Here is a 15622-nt window from a genome sequence, read left to right on the forward strand (position 1 = left end):
AATGAAGGGTTTCGTGCGCGCGAACGCCGCTATTCCGGGGCTTTCTCGCCTTCGACGAGCGCGCCGGCATTCGGCACCTGGGCGCTTCGGATCTCGAAGGTCTCCCGCGCCTCCGGCGGCACCGTCTCGCGCAGGCGCAGCCGCTGGGCGACGAAGGCGGCATAGGCGAGCGCCACGGCCATGGCGGCATAGATGAAGGTCTTCGGGCCGAACGCCGGCGTCAGCGCCGTCACGGCCAGCGGAACCAGCGTCGCCGAGGTCGACCAGGCGACGAGCAGCGTCGAGGCGAGGGGCACGAAGTCCTCCGGGTCGGTCCGGTCGTTGGCATGGGCATTGGCGATCGAATAGACGCTCTCGACGGCGCCCGCCCAGAGCGCGAAGACGATCATCAGGACGACGAAGGCCTGGAAGGAGACGAAGAGGGCGGCGACCGCGGTGCCGGCGATCAGCAGGCAGGTGGCGATCAGCACGATGCGCCGGTCGATGCGGTCGGAGAGCGTGCCGAGCGGGTATTGCACGAAGATGAGGCCGAACTGCATGACGAACATCAGGAGCGCCACATCCGCCTGGCCGACCTTGTTGGTGGCGGCGTAGATCGGGGTAAAACCCTGCACCACCATGGAAAGGCCGCCGGCGGCCAGCACGCCGATCAGCGCGACCGGCGAGTTGCGCCAGGCCATGGCGAAATCGACGCTGACCCGGGCGGGCGCCGGCGGGGTGGGCAGCTTGGTGAGGCCGATCGGCAGCAGGGCGATCGTGGTGACGAAGATGGTGACGAGCGGGGCGAGATTGCCGTCTGCCGGCATGCGGCCGAACAGCCAGGCACCGACGCCGAGCCCCAGCACATAGGCCATGTAGAAGAAGGACATGGCCTTGCCGCGCCAGCGGTTGTCGCTGGCATGGTTCAGCCAGCTCTGGGCGATGATGAAATTCGCGTTGCCGGCCACGCCGTAGAGGCCGCGGGCGAGGATCCACAGGATCGGGTTGACGCCGAGCGCGACGAGGAAGGCGGCGATGATGACCAGCGCCAGCGAGCAGGAAAAGGCGCGGGCATGGCCGACCCGGCGGATGACGGGGCCGGCGATGACGCAGCCGACCAGCCCGCCGAAGGCGATCGCCGTGACGGCCGCGCCCGGCGTCCAGGAGGGCGCACCGGCCTGCGACAGCACATAGGGCACATAGGCCAGCATCACCCCGTTGCCGATGGCGACGAAGGTCATCGAAACGACGATGGCGGTGATGGAAAAGAGCGAGGACGCCCGCTGTGCTTCACCCGTCATCCGCCCGCCCTCCGATTCTCGCTGCGGCACCTTATCCGGCGGGAGGATGTCGCATTGTCGCCGGAGCGGCATGGCCGGAAAATATTTTCGGACGGGTTTGCCCGTTGACTCCATTATAAGGGAGAATTATTCCATGATAGTGGAAAATGGAATCGACCCTCTGGAAAGTGCCATCGGCGAGCGGGTGCGGCTGCTGCGCACGGCGCGCGGCCTGACGCTGGACGACCTCGCCGGGGCCTCCGGCGTGAGCCGGGCGATGATCTCGCGCATCGAGCGCGGCGAGGCGAGCCCGACGGCGCAGCTGCTCGCAAGGCTCTGCGCGGCGCTGGACCTGACGCTCTCCGCCTTCTTCGCCTTTTCCGGGGAGGCGGGCGATCCCCTGTCGCGGCGCAAGGACCAGGTGGTCTGGCGGGATCCCGAGACGGGCTACCAGCGCCGCGCCGTCTCGGCGCCGAACACGGCCTCGCGCGTCGAGGTGATCGAGGTGACGTTTCCGCCGGGCGCGCGCATCGCCTATCCGCCGGAAACGGCCAGGGCGGGCATGACGCAGCATGTCTGGCTGTTTTCGGGCCGCCTGCGCATGACCCTTCGCGAGACGGTGCATGACCTGCGCCCCGGCGATTGCCTCTACATGAGCATCACCGAGGGCCATGTCTTCGACAATCCCGGCGACGCGCCGGCGCATTATGCCGTGGTGCTGGACCGCGGCCGCCCCTGAGCCATGAGGACGAGATGAGCGAGATCAGGCTGCTCGATGCCGAGGAAACCCGGGCCCGGATGGGCGAATTGGCGGATGTGCTGGCCGATTGCGTGACCGGCGGGGCCTCCGTCGGCTTCATGGCGCCCTATGGGCCGGCCGATGCGCTGCCCTTCTGGCAGGACGTGGCGACGGCGGTCGGCGAGGGGGCGACGCTGCTCTTTGCCGCCGAGCGGGCGGGGCGCATCGTCGGCACGGTGCAGGTCGGCATCCGCCAGATGCCGAACCAGCCGCACCGGGCGGACGTGAAGAAGCTGCTCGTCATGGAAAGCGAGCGCGGCCGCGGCATCGCCCGCGCGCTGATGGCCGCCGCCGAGGCGGAAGCCGCCCGGCGCGGCAAGACCGTGCTGGTGCTCGACACGGCCACCGGCAGCCCCGCCGAGACCGTCTACGAGCGCCTCGGCTGGCAGCGCGCCGGCGTCATCCCCGACTATGCGCTCTATCCGGACGGCCGCTTCTGCGCGACGACCTTCTTCTACAAGCGGGTCGGCGCGGCCGCCCTGGCGGCGTGACGAGGCGGCTCCGGAAAAGACAAAGGCCGCGGATCGCTCCGCGGCCCTCGCAGTCCCCCTGCGAAAAACGTGTCTTACTGGCCGACCGACGACACCATGACGGCATCGCCGTTTTCGATCGAGACCCAGCGGCCGGCATGGAACGAGGCTTGGCGCTTCAGGTAGCGGTAGGGCGTTTCCGTCCAGAGCTTGACGTCGTTGTTGAGGTTGTCGAGGACGAAGTCGCCCTGCGTGGTGCGCAGCGTCAGCACGGCATGGCCTTCGCCGTCCGGCTTGCGCACGACGGTGATCAGCAGGTCGCCGGCGGCAAAGCCCTTTTCCATCAGCTTCTTGCGCTTGAGCAGCACGAAATCCTCGCAGTCGCCCGCGCCGTCCGGATAGGACCAGACCTCGTCCTTGCCGTAGAGGTCCTTGTCGGTCATCGGCGTGATGGCGTTGTTGGTGCCGGCGTTGATCTCGCGCACCACCGTCCAGCCGTACGCCGTCACCTTGGCGGGCGCCTGGCCGCGCACGCCGGCGCGGCATTCCGAAGCGTTGGCCTGACAGAACTCGTAATGGCCGATCGGCTGGGAGGTTATGCCGCCGGTCTGCATGGCAAGTGCCGAAGCCGGCGCGGTGAAAGCCGAGGAAGAAGAAGCGAGGAGGGCGAGCACCGCCGCAACCCCAGCCTTCGCACCAATCATTCGTGCCATGAAACGTCCCCTAATCGTTAACAAAGAGTTAACGGTCAGGTGGGGCCTTCGTCAATCATGAGAATTGGCGATGCGGGAATATGGTTAAAATGTGATTCGGCCGGGGCTTCATTGCCCGCGGGCAAAGGCCTCCGCCGCCTCGAGGAGCTTGGCGATGTCCTGCGGGCGCGACAGGCGATGGTCGCCGTCGCGGATCATGGTCAGCACCACGTCGTCGCCGGAAAGGTGTTCCATCAGGCGCACCGCATGGCCATACGGCACGTCCGGATCGGCCATGCCCTGCAGGATATGCACGGGGCAGCCGGTCTCGATCGCGCCGGTCAGCACGCGGTTGTCGCGGCCGTCCTCGATGAGCTTTCTCGTGTAGATGTTCGGGTCGGGGCCGTAGGGCGTCGGCTCCTCGAACTGGCCGCGCTCGGCCAGCGCCGTGCGTTCGGCCTGCGTCAGGTTCGGCTCGATCAGCTCCGAGGTGAAGTCCGGCGCCGGCGCGATGAGCACCAGGCCGGCAATCTCGATGCCGCCGCGTGCGGCAAGCTCGGCCACGGCGCGCAGCGCGATCCACCCGCCCATCGAGGAGCCGACGAGCACGGCGCGGCGCGTGCCGAGCGTCCCTGCCGCGTGGTCGATCACCGCGAGCGCCTCCTCCAGCCAGCGCGAGATCGTGCCGTCGACGAAGGCGCCGCCCGAGGCGCCGTGGCCGGAATAGTCGAAGCGCACGCAGCCGGTGCCGAGACGGGCGGCAAGCCCGGCCAGCTCCACCGCCTTGGTGCCCGTCATGTCGGAGCGGTAGCCGCCGAGCCAGACGAAATGCGCAAGCCCGTTGCCGCCGGCCGCCGGCTGCAGCGCGACGGCGATCCTGCGGGCGTCGTCGCCCGCGCCGACGGTGATGAATTCTGTCGGGGTCCCATTGCCGTTCGCCGCCGTCATGCCTATCTCCTTGTCCTGCGTCCCGACCGCGGCAAACCGCCCGTTGGCCGGTCTTTTGCCGAGAGCTAGACCAGATTCGCGCCTGCAAGGACAGGTGGTGATTTTTTCCACGCGGCATGCTATTGACTTCACAAGCGCGATCAACACATTGCCGGAAAACGCCGCCAGGCGGGCAAACGGCCCGGTCGACGCAGATCCATACCTATCGAAACAGTTCGAGGAGAACACGACCATTCGCAGACCCTTCAAAGCGGAAGCTCCCGTCAAGGACGGCCCGCGCTCCAACAAGGAAATCCGGATTCCCCGGGTTCAGCTTATCGATGCCGACGGCAACAACCACGGTATCGTCCCGACCGATCAGGCGCTCCGCATGGCCGAAGAAGCCGGCCTCGATCTCGTGGAGATTTCGCCGAACTCCGAACCGCCCGTCTGCAAGATCCTTGACCTGGGCAAGCTGAAATACGCCAACCAGAAGAAGGCGGCCGAAGCGCGCAAGAAGCAGAAGATCGTCGAGATCAAGGAAATCAAGATGCGCCCGAACATCGACACGCATGACTATGACGTGAAGATGAAGGCGATGAACCGCTTCTTCGAAGAGGGCGACAAGGTCAAGGTGACGCTGAAGTTCCGCGGCCGCGAAATGGCCCACCAGGAACTCGGCATGAAGCTCCTGATGCAGGTCAAGGAAGACACGCTGACCATCGCCAAGGTGGAGGCCGAGCCGAAGCTCGAAGGCCGCCAGATGATGATGGTGCTGGCTCCGCGGTAATCGCGACCTCACGACCACCGGATCGAAGCCGCCTTTCGGGGCGGCTTTTCCGTTTCTGCGCGCCGGATGCCGCAATTCACGGATTCCGGTTGCGCTTTTGGGGGACATCGGTTACAAGCCGCCGTCCGAACGGTCCGGCAGGGCATGCCGTGGCCGTTCTTTACGCTGGAGATGGCCTCGTCAGCCGTCTCGAATTCAAGAAGAATGGAGTAGCAAAATGCCCAAGATGAAGACGAAGTCGTCTGCCAAGAAGCGGTTCAAGATCACCGCGACCGGCAAGGTCGTCGCTGCCGCTGCCGGCAAGCGCCACGGCATGATCAAGCGTACCAACAAGTTCATTCGCGACGCGCGCGGCACCATGGTGCTGGCCGAGCCCGATGGCAAGAAGGTCATCAAGAACTACCTGCCGAACGGTCTCTGAGACTAATCGCGCGATTTGATACGTTAAGGAGATCATGACATGGCACGTGTAAAACGCGGCGTAACCTCCCACGCCAAGCACAAGAAGACGCTGAAGGCAGCCAAGGGCTTCTACGGCCGCCGCAAGAACACCATCCGCGCCGCCAAGGCCGCGGTTGATCGTTCCAAGCAGTTCGCCTACCGCGACCGCAAGGTCAACAAGCGCAATTTCCGCGCGCTCTGGATCCAGCGCATCAACGCTGCCGTCCGCGAGCACGGCCTGACCTATGGCCGCTTCATCGACGGCCTCAACAAGGCCGGCATCGAAGTCGACCGCAAGGTTCTGTCCGACATGGCGATCCATGAGACCGCAGCGTTCGGCGCGCTCGTCGCAGCCGCCAAGAAGGCGCTGGAATACCTCAAGGATGCCGGCACGAAGAACGAGTTTGAAGCCGCCGTCAACTGACCGGCGCTTCCACAACCAAAACATCGTTTCGTTGTGAAACCCGCGCCGGGGAACCGGTGCGGGTTTTGCTTTATGGACCGGCCTCGCTAAAGGACTGGAGATGGATGGCAGGCTGAACGATCTTTCCGCGATCCCGGACGCGACGGCCAAGGATATCGAGACGCTTCTCGCCGTCCTTGCCCGTGGCGCGCGCCGTATCGAGCGCGTGGAGATGTCGTTCGGCACCGTCTGGGTGAAGCGCTACGGCGCGGAGCGGCCGGTTTTCTGGTCGCGGGCGCAAAATGCTCTCGCCCTTCTGTTCCGCAAACCCTTCCTGCGGCCCTCGCCGCAGCTCGACAGGAAGGCGATGGTCGACCGCGAGGTGCGGCGGATCGCGGCCTTCGCGGCGGCGGGCCTGCCGGTGCCGAAGGTGCTCTACCGCTCCGGCAGCGCGCTCGTGCTCTCCGATGCCGGCCCGACGATCGGCGCGCAGCTCGGGGTTTTGAAATCGGCCGATCCGGCCGACCACGACGACCTGCTTGTCGCCTGCGCCGCCGATCTCGGCGCGCTGCATGCCAAAAGGCTCTGTCATGGTCGCCCGCACCCGCGCGATCTCTTCCTTGAGGGCGGCCGTGTCGGCTACATGGATTTCGAGGAGGAGCCGGAAGCCGTCATGCCGCTGCCGACCGCCCAGGCGCGCGACCTCTGGCTGCTGTTCCTCCAGCTCGTGCCGAGCGCGCTGGAGGGCGAGACGACCGCCGGCCGGGCTCTGTCCGCCTGGATGGAGAGCGCGCCGGGCGATGCGCTCGCCGAACTCTGTCTTCTCGTGGCGTTCCTCGCCAAGTTTTTATGGCTCACCCGATTGATCGGGCGCGTGCACATGGGTAGTGATCTGCGGCGTTTCCTCGCCGCAACCCGCTATCTGTCGCAGGTTCTCCTGCCGCCCCGCGCGGCCGACGCAAGCAAAGCAGGTAAAGATGACTGAACTCGACACACTGGAACATGGCCTTCTTTCCGCCGTCGCCGAAGCGTCCGACGAGGCGGCGATCGAAGCCGTGCGCGTCGGCGCCCTCGGCAAGAAGGGCTCCGTCTCCGAACTCCTGAAGACGCTCGGCACCATGTCGCCGGAAGAGCGCCAGACCCGCGGCGCGGCGATCAACGCGCTGAAGACCCGCGTCACCGACGCGATCACCGCGCGCAAGTCGGCGCTGCGCGACGCCGCCATCGAGGCGCGCCTTGCGGCCGAGACGGTGGATGTCAGCCTGCCGGTGCGCTCCTCGCCCGCCGAGCGCGGCCGCATCCATCCGATCAGCCAGATCGTCGACGAGATCACCGCGATCTTCGCCGACATGGGCTTCTCCATCGCCGAGGGGCCCGATATCGAGACGGACTACTACAACTTCACGGCGCTGAACTTCCCGGAGGGCCATCCGGCCCGCGAGATGCACGACACGTTCTTCTTCCCGGCGGACGAGAAGGGTGAGCGCAAGGTGCTGCGCACGCACACCTCGCCCGTGCAGGTGCGCACCATGGAGGCGCAGCAGCCGCCGATCCGCATCATCATCCCCGGGAAGACCTACCGGCAGGATTCGGACGCCACCCATTCGCCGATGTTCCACCAGGTCGAGGGCCTCGTGGTCGACAGGAAGGCGAACGTCGCCAACATGCGCTGGGTGCTGGAGGAGTTCTGCAAGGCCTTCTTCGAGGTCGACAGCGTCACCATGCGCTTCCGCCCGTCCTTCTTCCCGTTCACGGAGCCGTCCTTCGAGGTCGATATCCAGTGCGACCGTTCGTCGGGTCCGATCGTCAAGTTCGGCGAAGGCACGGACTGGATGGAGATCCTCGGCTGCGGCATGGTGCACCCGAACGTGCTGCGCGCCGGCGGGCTCGATCCGGACGAATACCAGGGCTTTGCCTGGGGCATGGGCCTCGACCGCATCGCCATGCTGAAATACGGCATGCCGGACCTGCGCGACTTCTTCAACGCCGACGTCCGCTGGCTGAGCCATTACGGCTTCCGCCCGCTCGACATGCCGACCCTGTTCGGCGGCCTCAGCGCATAACCGGCATCCAAGGAGAAAGATCATGAAATTCACCCTCTCCTGGCTGAAGGACCATCTCGACACCGACGCCACGCTCGAAGAGATCTGCGCGAAGCTGACGGCGATCGGGCTCGAAGTGGAGGACGTCGACGACAAGGCGGCCTTCAAGCCCTTCGTCATCGCCAAGGTCGTTTCCGCCGAGCAGCATCCGAACGCCGACAAGCTCAAGCTTCTGATGGTCGACACCGGCAAGGGCGATCCGATCCAGGTCGTCTGCGGCGCGCCGAACGCGCGCACCGGCCTTGTCGGCGCCTTCGCCGCGCCCGGCACCTATGTGCCCGGCATCGACGTGACGCTCGCCGTCGGCACCATCCGCGGCGTCGAGAGCCGCGGCATGATGTGCTCGGAAAAGGAGCTGCAGATCTCCGACGACCATGACGGCATCATCGACCTGCCGGCCGATGCGCCGGTGGGCACGAGCTATGCCGCCTATGCCGGCCTCGACGACCCGGTCATCGAGATCAACCTGACGCCGAACCGCCCGGACTGCACGAGCATTTTCGGTATTGCCCGCGACCTCGCCGCCGCCGGCCTCGGCACGCTGAAGGCCCCGAAGGCGCCGTCCTTCAAGGTCGAGGGCGAGACGCCGGTCAAGGTCAGGCTGGAACTCGGCGGTGACGATCATCTCTGCCCGGGCTTTGCGCTCCGGCTCGTGCGCGGCGTCAGGAACGGCCCGAGCCCGCGCTGGATGCAGCAGCGGCTTCTCGCCATCGGCCTTCGCCCGATCAACGCGCTCGTCGACATCACCAACTACATGACCTTCGACCAGGGCCGCCCGCTGCACGTCTTCGACGCGGCCAAGGTGAAGGGAAACCTCGTCGTGCGCCGCGCGGCGGAAGGCGAAAAGGTTCTGGCGCTCGACACGCGCGAATACACGCTGAACCCGTCCAACGTCGTCATCGCCGACGATGACGGCGTCGAATCGATCGGCGGCATCATGGGCGGCGAGCATTCGGGCTGCGACGAGAACACCGTCGACGTGCTGATCGAATCGGCGCTCTGGGACCCGATGAACATCGCCAAGACCGGCCGCGCGCACGGCATCATCACCGATGCGCGCTACCGCTTCGAGCGCGGCGTCGACCCGCAATACATGGTGCCCGGCCTCGAACGCGCCACCGAACTGGTGCTGGAGCTCTGCGGCGGCGTGGCCGCCAGAACCGACGTCGTCGGCTACAAGGGCTTTTCGGCCAAGGTCGTCGATTTCCCGTTCTCCGAGGTCAAGCGCCTGACGGGCCTTGACGTCTCCCCGGAAGAGAGCGTGGACATCCTGACGCGCCTCGGCTTCACCGTCACGGGCGCGGGCGAGCGCGTCTCCGTCGCGGTGCCCTCCTGGCGTCCCGACGTCGAGGGCAAGGCGGATCTCGTGGAAGAGGTCATGCGCATCCACGGCGTCGACAATATCAAGCCGGCGCCGCTCGAAAGCCACGGGGCGGTCAACGGCCGCATCCTGACCACGCTGCAGATCCGCTCGCGCCTTGCCAAGCGGGCGCTTGCCGCGCGCGGCATGCTGGAGGCCGTCACCTGGTCCTTCATCCCGAAGGCCCATGCGGAGCTCTTCGGCGGCGGCGCGGCCTCGCTGGCGCTCTCCAACCCGATCGCGTCGGACATGTCGGACATGCGCCCCTCGCTGCTGCCGGGCCTCATCGCCGCCGCGCAGCGCAATGCCGACAAGGGGCATAGTGACGTCGCGCTCTTCGAGGTTTCCGGCACCTATGAAAACGACAGGCCCGAGGGGCAGCGCCGCGTTGCCGGCGGCGTGCGCCGCGGCACGGCCTCGCTTTCCGGTTCCGGCCGCCTCTGGTCGAACGCCGCCAAGGGCGGCGGCAAGCCGGTCGACGTCTATGACGCCAAGGCCGACGCGCTTGCCGTCATCGAGGCCTGCGGCCTGCCGATGGGCAATGTGCAGATCGAGCCGGGCGCGCCCGCATGGTATCACCCGGGCCGGTCCGGCACGATCAAGATGGGGCCGAAGATCGTGCTCGGATATTTCGGCGAGTTCCATCCGAAGGCGCTCGGCGCGCTCGACGTATCGGGTGCGCTCTGCGGCTTCGAGATCTTCGTCGACGCCATGCCGGACCCGAAGAAGAAGGCGACCCGCACCAAGCCGGCGCTCGACCTTTCGCCCTTCCAGGCCGTCAGGCGCGACTTCGCCTTCGTCGTCGACAAGACGGTGGAAGCGGGCGCCATCGTGCGCGCGGCCACCGGCGCCGACCGCAAGCTGATCGCCGCCGTCAACGTCTTCGACGTCTTCGAGGGCGCATCGCTCGGCGAGGGCAAGAAGTCGGTCGCCATCGAGGTCGTCTTCCAGCCGACCGACAAGACGCTGACCGACGAGGATTTCGAGGCGCTCACCGCCAGGATCGTCGGCAATGTCGCCAAGACCACGGGCGGCACGCTGCGCGCCTGACCGGGACAGGAGCGGGGCGGCGACGCCCCGCTTGCCAATTCGTGAGCGTCGGTCGCATTTTGTGAACGGACCGTCGCCTGCTCGTGGATTGAAGATTGGTTAGCAAGACCTTAATTCCCTTGTCGGGAGGGTATAGAGGTCGACATGGATTCTGCTGCCAATCTCCTGCCGCTCGCCATCATGGGCGTCGGCGTCTATCTTTTCTTCCGCTGGGTGGTGCGCGACATGAACCGCCCGACAGGCCGGTAGAACTTATCCATTCCCCCAGAGCATTTCCGCTTTTCTTCGAATCGCGAAAACGCCCTATCTGTTTTTTACGCAGTTCCGGACGCAAAACCGCTTCGCACTTTTGCTGGAATTGCTATGCATTGCCGATCAGCACGCCCGCGGCCAGGACGAGGCTGCCGCCGAGCACGACCTGGAGAACGGCGCGGAAGAACGGCGTTTCCATGTAGCGGTTCTGGATGAAGGCGATCGCCCACAGCTCCACGAAGACGACGAAGACGGCGATGGTCGTCGCCAGCATGAAGTTCGGGATGAGATAGGGCAAAGCATGGCCGAGGCCGCCCAAGGCCGTCATGATGCCCGAGGCAAGGCCGCGCTTGACCGGCGAGCCGCGGCCGGAGAGCTTTCCGTCGTCATGCGCCGCTTCGGTGAAGCCCATGGAGATGCCGGCGCCGACGGAGGCCGAGAGGCCGACGAGGAAGGTCTGCCAGGTGTCCTGCGTGGCGAAGGCGGCGGCGAAGATCGGCGCGAGGGTCGAGACCGAGCCGTCCATCAGGCCGGCAAGGCCCGGCTGCACATAGGTCAGCACGAATTGCCGCCGCGCCGTCTGGTCCTCCTCCGCCTTCACGTCGGCGGGTATGTGCTGTTCGCCGAGCCGGCGGGCAAGCGATTCATGGGATTTTTCCGCCAGGGCCAGGTCGCCGAGCAGTTTTCGGGTCGCCGCGTCCTGCGTGCGCGAGGCGGCGGCGAGGTAGAAGCGGTGCGCGGCCTCCTCCATCGTCTCGGCCTGGGCGCGGATCGCCTCGAGCGGCATGTTCGCGATCAGCCAGTCCGGCTTGCGCTCGGGGAAATCGCGCACATATTCGCGCCGCACCAGCGGGATGCGGTCGCCGAAGCGCGCCACATGCCGGTCGATCAGCAGCTGGCGGTGATGGCTTTCCTCCTCCGCCATTTCCTCGAAGATGCGGGCGGAATGCGGATAGGCGTCGCGCAGCGCATCGGCATAGGCGAGATAGATGCGCCCGTCATCCTCTTCCGAGGAAATGGCGAGGGCGAGGATTTCCTGTTCGCTGAGGGATTCGAGGCTGCGTTTGCCGGGATGGAGAAGACGGGAGAACATTGACGACAATCCAGTTTAGAATAATTCTAAATATAGGATCGAAGCTGCTCCGGTCAACCTCGACAGGATGTCGCGCGTAGGGCTAGAGTGGCCGGGGCCTGGAGCAATTCCAGCAAAAGTGCGCAGCGGTTTTGCGTCCGGAATTGCGTAAAGACAAACAGATGGAGCGTTTTCGCGATTCGGGGAAAAGCGGAAACGATCCACACTGCGAAGGACGCGACGTGACCGCCGGACTGAAGCCGCTTAACGCAAGCCGCGACACGCTGCTCGATCGCATCGGCCGCCGTTTCGCCGACAAGCTGCAAAGCCAGACCTCCGGCTACGAGCCCTATACGCCCTCCGACCCCGAAACGCTGGCGCGCACGCTGCGGCCCGGCGACGTGCTTCTGGTGGAGGGCAACCAGAAGGTCTCGGCGGCGATCAAGTACCTGACGCAGTCCACCTGGTCCCATGCCGCGTTCTTCGTCGGCGACGAGGTGCCGCTGACGCTGGACCAGGCGGCGCTGCCCGCCACGCAGCGCCCGCAGCTCATCGAAGTCAATCTCGGCGAGGGCTGCGTCGCCGTGCCGCTCACCAAGTACCGTACCTACAACACGCGCATCTGCCGCCCGGTCGGGCTGACGCCGGAGGATCGCGACGCGCTCATCGCCTTCATGGTCTCGCGCCTCGGCCTGAAATACGATCTGAAGAACATCACGGACATGCTGCGCTACTTCCTGCCGACGCCGCCCGTGCCGGTGCGCTGGCGCCGCCGCCTGATCGCCTTCGGCTCAGGCGATCCGACGCGGGCGATCTGCTCGACGCTGATTGCGGAAGCCTTCGAGATGATCCGCTACCCGATCCTGCCGGACGTCACGCGCGCGCCCGGCCATGCCGCGGCGACCTCGACCTATTCGCGCGAGGAGATCCTGCATATCCGCCATCATTCGCTCTATACGCCGCGCGACTTCGACCTCTCGCCCTATTTCGAGATCGTCAAGCCGACCTTGAAATACGGTTTCGACTACAAGCGGCTGGAATGGGGGCCGGGCCGCGAAGGGCCGTGACGGCCCCACGCGCCAACCGCCGACGGATCAGCCCTGCTTGAGCGGCGAGATCGCGATCTCGACGCGGCGGTTCTGCGCGCGGCCGGCTTCCGAGGCGTTGGAGGCGATCGGGCGTTCCAGGCCGTAGCCCATCGCCGACATGCGGCGCGGGTCGACGCCGCGGCCGGCCAGATAGTTGGCGACCGAGTTGGCGCGGCGGTTGGAGAGGTCCATGTTGTAGCCGGCATTGCCGACCGAATCGGTGTGGCCGTCGACGTCGATCAGCGTCTTGTCGAACTTGCGCAAGACGAGCGCGACCGAATCGAGCGTCGGATAGAACGGCGGGATCACCTGGTCCTGGTCGGTGGCGAAGGTGACGTTCGACGGCATGTTGAGGATGATGCGGTCGCCCATGCGCGTGACGGAAACGCCGGTGCCCTGAAGCTGGGCGCGCAGCTCGGCTTCCTGGTTGTCCATGTAGTTGCCGATGGCGCCGCCCGCCAGCGCCCCGACGCCGGCGCCGATCAGCGCGGCATTGCGGCGCTGCACCGGGTTGTTGCCGATCAGGAGGCCGGCAACCGCGCCGACGCCCGCACCGATCGCCGCACCGCCGGCCGTGTTGGAAACCTTCTGCTCGCCCGTATAGGGATCCGTCGTCGTGCAGGCGGAAAGGTAGGTCGCGGCGAGCGCGACGAGCGCAACTTTCTTGTACATGGAATGTCCCCGGAAACGTCGATGATTCTGCTTCAACCTAGCGATTGCGGCAGGAACATGAAAGAGGCCGCTTTCAGGCGGTTTTCCCCTCGCCTTCGCCCTTTCCGCTGGACGTGACACCCGCGCTTGCCGCCACCACAAGCGCCGTGCCGAGCATCTGCAGGGGCGTCATCGGCTGGCTGAGCACGAGGAAGCCGGCGAGCGCGCCGAGCGCCGGCTCCAGGCTCATCAGGATGCCGAAGGCCGACATCGGCATGCGGCGCAGCGCGATCATCTCCAGCGCATAGGGCAGGAGCGGCACGAGCACGGCGAGGCCGAGGATCATGCCGAGCCCTTCCGGGTTCAGCGCCTCGGCGGCGCGCGGCAGGCCGAAGGGGGCCGCGACGATGGCCGCGAAGACCAGCGACATGGAGAGCCCTTCGAGCCCCCTGAACGCTGCGCCGGTCTTCTTCATGAGGATGATGTAGGTGCCCCAGCCGACGCCGGCACCGCAGGCAAACAGCATGCCCATGGGATCGCCGACCCAGCCCGCGCCGTCATGCGACAGCAGCACGACGCCGATAAAGGCCGCGCCAGGCCAGATCAACCGCCAGCCCGCGCCGAGCGACCAGGTGGCGACCGCCAGCGGCCCGAGGAACTCGATGGCGACGGCAAGGCCGAGCGGGATGCGGTGGATCGCCGCGAAGAAACAGAGTGTCATTGCCGCCATGGTGGCGCCGAGCAGCATGGCGCTCTTCCACTGGTCGCGGCTGTAGGCGCGCATCGGCGGCCGAACGATCAGGGCCAGGATCGCAGCCGCCATGACGAGGCGCAGGAATGTCGTGGTCGAGGGGCCGTAGGCATCGATCGCGGTCGCCGAGAAAGCCGAGCCGAACTGGATGCTCGACATCGAGCCGAAGCATAGCAGGATGCCCGTGAGGAGCCCCGCATTGCCCGAGCCCGAAAGCCCGCCGCCCGTCGCTGTCTGTTGGTCGGCCATGAAAAGCCCTCCCGGTGCTCCAGATTCTTGTTTTTACCGCATTATCCGACGAAAAAAGCGACTTCGCTTCGGCTGGAAATGCTCTAGAGGAGGGGGCGTCACGCGGCAAATGGATAATCGTGACGCCTTGCTTCAGGAAAATTGATGCTGGCCTCAGCCGGCAATGCCCTTCAGCGTGTTGGCGACGTTGGGGCCGATTTCCGGCACGCCGTAGCCGCCTTCCATGACGACGAGCACCGGCACGCCGCTTGCCGCGACCGCCCGTCCCATCGTGATGTAATCCGGCGAGGTCAGCTTGAAGAAGGAGATCGGATCCTTCTCGAAGGTATCGACGCCGAGCGAGAGCACGATCACCTCGGCGCCGAAGGCCGAAATGCGCTTCAGGGCATCGGTGAGCGCCGCTTCCCAGACGGAGAAGGGCGTGCCGGGCGGCATCGGATAGTTCTGCGTCGTGCCTTCGCCGGCGCCCTTGCCGGTCTCTTCCGCATAACCGAGGAAATGCGGGAAGGCTTCGGCCGGATCGCCGTGCAGCGAGGCGAAATAGACGTCGCCCCGCTCGTAGAAAATGTCCTGCGTGCCGTTGCCGTGGTGGAAGTCGACGTCGAGCACGGCAACCTTCTTCGCACCCTTGTCGAGGAAGCGCTGGGCGGCGACGGCGGCGTTGTTGATGAAGCAATAGCCGCCGAAGCTGTCGATGCCGGCATGGTGGCCCGGCGGGCGGCAGAGCGCGAAGGCGGCCTTCGCGCCGTCCGCGACGATATCGGCCGCGGTCACCGCGCTCTGCATGGAGGAGACGGCGGCTTCCCAGGTGCCGGGCGAGATCGCCGTTTCCGTGGCGTTGCAATAATAGCCGAGCAGGCCGTCGATCTGGGTCGGGATGCGCGGCGAGGTGCGGCGCACGGGGAACGAGGTGGCGATGGCCTCGCCCTTGTAGCCGGCGGCCTTCCATTTCTCCCAGGCCCCTTCCAGGAAGGAAAGGTAGCCGGCGTCATGCACCTTCAGCGCGGTCTCGAGCCCGTGGCGTTCCGGCGCGGAAACGTCGGTGAAGCCGGCATCCTTGACCGCCGCCAGGATCCATTCCGCCCGGAACGGCGCCTCGAAGGGCGCCACCAGCTCGCCGCCGTAAAGCTCGCTGCGGGCGTTCCTGAGCTTGTGGTCCTCGGAAAAAATGACGCGCATGAAAGGCTCCCCGTGTTCAATCGGGCGCGACGGTAGTGCATTTTCCGGGGAAGGGGAATCTCCCCCAGGTGATAGATGACGCGTTGC

16 protein-coding genes are annotated in these 15622 nt (G+C 66.2%); 9 read left to right on the top strand and 7 right to left on the bottom strand.

Features of this window, described 5'->3' with window-relative positions; all coding sequences use genetic code 11:
• Window positions 1-29 precede the first annotated feature (29 nt).
• Window positions 30-1280 (bottom strand): MFS transporter, encoded by a 1251-nt coding sequence (locus AABQ55_RS03690; protein WP_272807298.1) that lies wholly within the window; start codon window positions 1278-1280, stop codon window positions 30-32.
• Window positions 1281-1413: 133 nt separating this feature from the next.
• Here AABQ55_RS03690 and AABQ55_RS03695 point away from each other — a divergent pair, with 133 nt between their 5' ends.
• Together AABQ55_RS03695 and AABQ55_RS03700 are read left to right on the top strand one after the other, a co-directional pair.
• Entirely contained in the window at window positions 1414-1998 is a 585-nt protein-coding gene (locus AABQ55_RS03695) for a helix-turn-helix domain-containing protein (RefSeq protein ID WP_272807299.1), read from the top strand.
• A 14-nt stretch (window positions 1999-2012) separates the two neighbouring features.
• Window positions 2013-2549 carry a GNAT family N-acetyltransferase gene (locus AABQ55_RS03700; protein WP_272807300.1) on the top strand — a complete coding sequence of 179 codons (537 nt, stop codon included), beginning with the start codon at window positions 2013-2015 and terminating at the stop codon, window positions 2547-2549.
• Between the two features lie 74 nt (window positions 2550-2623).
• Here the strand turns inward: AABQ55_RS03700 and AABQ55_RS03705 are convergent, their stop codons facing one another.
• Both AABQ55_RS03705 and AABQ55_RS03710 read right to left on the bottom strand, forming a co-directional pair.
• Window positions 2624-3241: a transglutaminase-like cysteine peptidase gene (locus AABQ55_RS03705; RefSeq protein ID WP_244770311.1), complete on the bottom strand. Its 618-nt coding sequence runs from the start codon at window positions 3239-3241 to the stop codon at window positions 2624-2626.
• 108 nt (window positions 3242-3349) lie between these two features.
• Window positions 3350-4168: an alpha/beta hydrolase gene (locus tag AABQ55_RS03710; RefSeq protein ID WP_272807301.1), complete on the bottom strand. Its 819-nt coding sequence runs from the start codon at window positions 4166-4168 to the stop codon at window positions 3350-3352.
• A gap of 232 nt (window positions 4169-4400) precedes the next feature.
• Here AABQ55_RS03710 and infC point away from each other — a divergent pair, with 232 nt between their 5' ends.
• The 6 genes from infC to pheT all read left to right on the top strand — a co-directional run bounded on the left by infC (window position 4401) and on the right by pheT (window position 10293).
• Window positions 4401-4937, top strand: coding sequence for a translation initiation factor IF-3 (infC, locus tag AABQ55_RS03715; protein WP_244770451.1), 537 nt, complete (start codon window positions 4401-4403; stop codon window positions 4935-4937).
• A 217-nt stretch (window positions 4938-5154) separates the two neighbouring features.
• Window positions 5155-5358: a 50S ribosomal protein L35 gene (rpmI, locus tag AABQ55_RS03720; RefSeq protein WP_024270153.1), complete on the top strand. Its 204-nt coding sequence runs from the start codon at window positions 5155-5157 to the stop codon at window positions 5356-5358.
• 39 nt (window positions 5359-5397) lie between these two features.
• Entirely contained in the window at window positions 5398-5802 is a 405-nt protein-coding gene (gene rplT / locus AABQ55_RS03725) for a 50S ribosomal protein L20 (RefSeq protein WP_064332218.1), read from the top strand.
• A 100-nt stretch (window positions 5803-5902) separates the two neighbouring features.
• Window positions 5903-6766, top strand: coding sequence for a serine/threonine protein phosphatase (locus tag AABQ55_RS03730; protein ID WP_272807302.1), 864 nt, complete (start codon window positions 5903-5905; stop codon window positions 6764-6766).
• Window positions 6759-7844 carry a phenylalanine--tRNA ligase subunit alpha gene (pheS, locus tag AABQ55_RS03735; RefSeq protein ID WP_244770308.1) on the top strand — a complete coding sequence of 362 codons (1086 nt, stop codon included), beginning with the start codon at window positions 6759-6761 and terminating at the stop codon, window positions 7842-7844. The genes AABQ55_RS03730 and pheS overlap by 8 nt, the downstream gene beginning before the upstream one ends.
• A 22-nt stretch (window positions 7845-7866) precedes the next feature.
• A complete protein-coding gene (pheT, locus tag AABQ55_RS03740) occupies window positions 7867-10293 on the top strand; it encodes a phenylalanine--tRNA ligase subunit beta (protein WP_272807303.1) in 2427 nt (808 codons plus the stop codon).
• 361 nt (window positions 10294-10654) lie between these two features.
• On the opposite strand, the gene mbfA is transcribed toward pheT, so the two are convergent.
• Complete coding sequence (gene mbfA, locus AABQ55_RS03745) at window positions 10655-11638, bottom strand: iron exporter MbfA (RefSeq protein ID WP_272807304.1); 984 nt, start codon at window positions 11636-11638, stop codon at window positions 10655-10657.
• 221 nt (window positions 11639-11859) lie between these two features.
• Between mbfA and AABQ55_RS03750 the strand changes: the two genes are divergently transcribed.
• Window positions 11860-12684 (top strand): lipo-like protein, encoded by an 825-nt coding sequence (locus AABQ55_RS03750; RefSeq protein ID WP_244770305.1) that lies wholly within the window; start codon window positions 11860-11862, stop codon window positions 12682-12684.
• A 27-nt stretch (window positions 12685-12711) separates the two neighbouring features.
• Here AABQ55_RS03750 and AABQ55_RS03755 read toward each other — a convergent pair whose 3' ends face one another.
• From AABQ55_RS03755 to AABQ55_RS03765, 3 genes are all read right to left on the bottom strand, one after another.
• Entirely contained in the window at window positions 12712-13377 is a 666-nt protein-coding gene (locus tag AABQ55_RS03755) for an OmpA family protein (protein ID WP_244770304.1), read from the bottom strand.
• A 73-nt stretch (window positions 13378-13450) separates the two neighbouring features.
• The gene (locus AABQ55_RS03760; RefSeq protein WP_272807305.1) at window positions 13451-14356 is read right to left on the bottom strand and encodes an EamA family transporter; all 906 of its coding nucleotides are present in this window, start codon (window positions 14354-14356) and stop codon (window positions 13451-13453) included.
• Window positions 14357-14509: 153 nt separating this feature from the next.
• The gene (locus tag AABQ55_RS03765; protein WP_272807306.1) at window positions 14510-15535 is read right to left on the bottom strand and encodes a histone deacetylase family protein; all 1026 of its coding nucleotides are present in this window, start codon (window positions 15533-15535) and stop codon (window positions 14510-14512) included.
• Window positions 15536-15622: the final 87 nt, after the last annotated feature.

It is taken from the genome of Shinella sp. WSD5-1 (assembly GCF_963942435.1).
In the GTDB taxonomy this organism is placed as follows: Bacteria; Pseudomonadota; Alphaproteobacteria; order Rhizobiales; family Rhizobiaceae; genus Shinella; species Shinella yambaruensis.

Bases quoted from the DNA above. Each gene is read 5' to 3' on its own strand.
- rpmI (WP_024270153.1), top strand. From the start codon at position 5,155: ATGCCCAAGATGAAGACGAAGTCGTCTGCCAAGAAGCGGTTCAAGATC.
- AABQ55_RS03705 (WP_244770311.1), bottom strand. From the start codon at position 3,241: ATGGCACGAATGATTGGTGCGAAGGCTGGGGTTGCGGCGGTGCTCGCC.
- AABQ55_RS03695 (WP_272807299.1), top strand. From the start codon at position 1,414: ATGATAGTGGAAAATGGAATCGACCCTCTGGAAAGTGCCATCGGCGAG.
- pheT (WP_272807303.1), top strand. From the start codon at position 7,867: ATGAAATTCACCCTCTCCTGGCTGAAGGACCATCTCGACACCGACGCC.
- AABQ55_RS03755 (WP_244770304.1), bottom strand. From the start codon at position 13,377: ATGTACAAGAAAGTTGCGCTCGTCGCGCTCGCCGCGACCTACCTTTCC.
- AABQ55_RS03690 (WP_272807298.1), bottom strand. From the start codon at position 1,280: ATGACGGGTGAAGCACAGCGGGCGTCCTCGCTCTTTTCCATCACCGCC.
- AABQ55_RS03730 (WP_272807302.1), top strand. From the start codon at position 5,903: ATGGATGGCAGGCTGAACGATCTTTCCGCGATCCCGGACGCGACGGCC.
- AABQ55_RS03765 (WP_272807306.1), bottom strand. From the start codon at position 15,535: ATGCGCGTCATTTTTTCCGAGGACCACAAGCTCAGGAACGCCCGCAGC.
- AABQ55_RS03760 (WP_272807305.1), bottom strand. From the start codon at position 14,356: ATGGCCGACCAACAGACAGCGACGGGCGGCGGGCTTTCGGGCTCGGGC.
- AABQ55_RS03710 (WP_272807301.1), bottom strand. From the start codon at position 4,168: ATGACGGCGGCGAACGGCAATGGGACCCCGACAGAATTCATCACCGTC.
- AABQ55_RS03700 (WP_272807300.1), top strand. From the start codon at position 2,013: ATGAGCGAGATCAGGCTGCTCGATGCCGAGGAAACCCGGGCCCGGATG.
- rplT (WP_064332218.1), top strand. From the start codon at position 5,398: ATGGCACGTGTAAAACGCGGCGTAACCTCCCACGCCAAGCACAAGAAG.
- mbfA (WP_272807304.1), bottom strand. From the start codon at position 11,638: ATGTTCTCCCGTCTTCTCCATCCCGGCAAACGCAGCCTCGAATCCCTC.
- pheS (WP_244770308.1), top strand. From the start codon at position 6,759: ATGACTGAACTCGACACACTGGAACATGGCCTTCTTTCCGCCGTCGCC.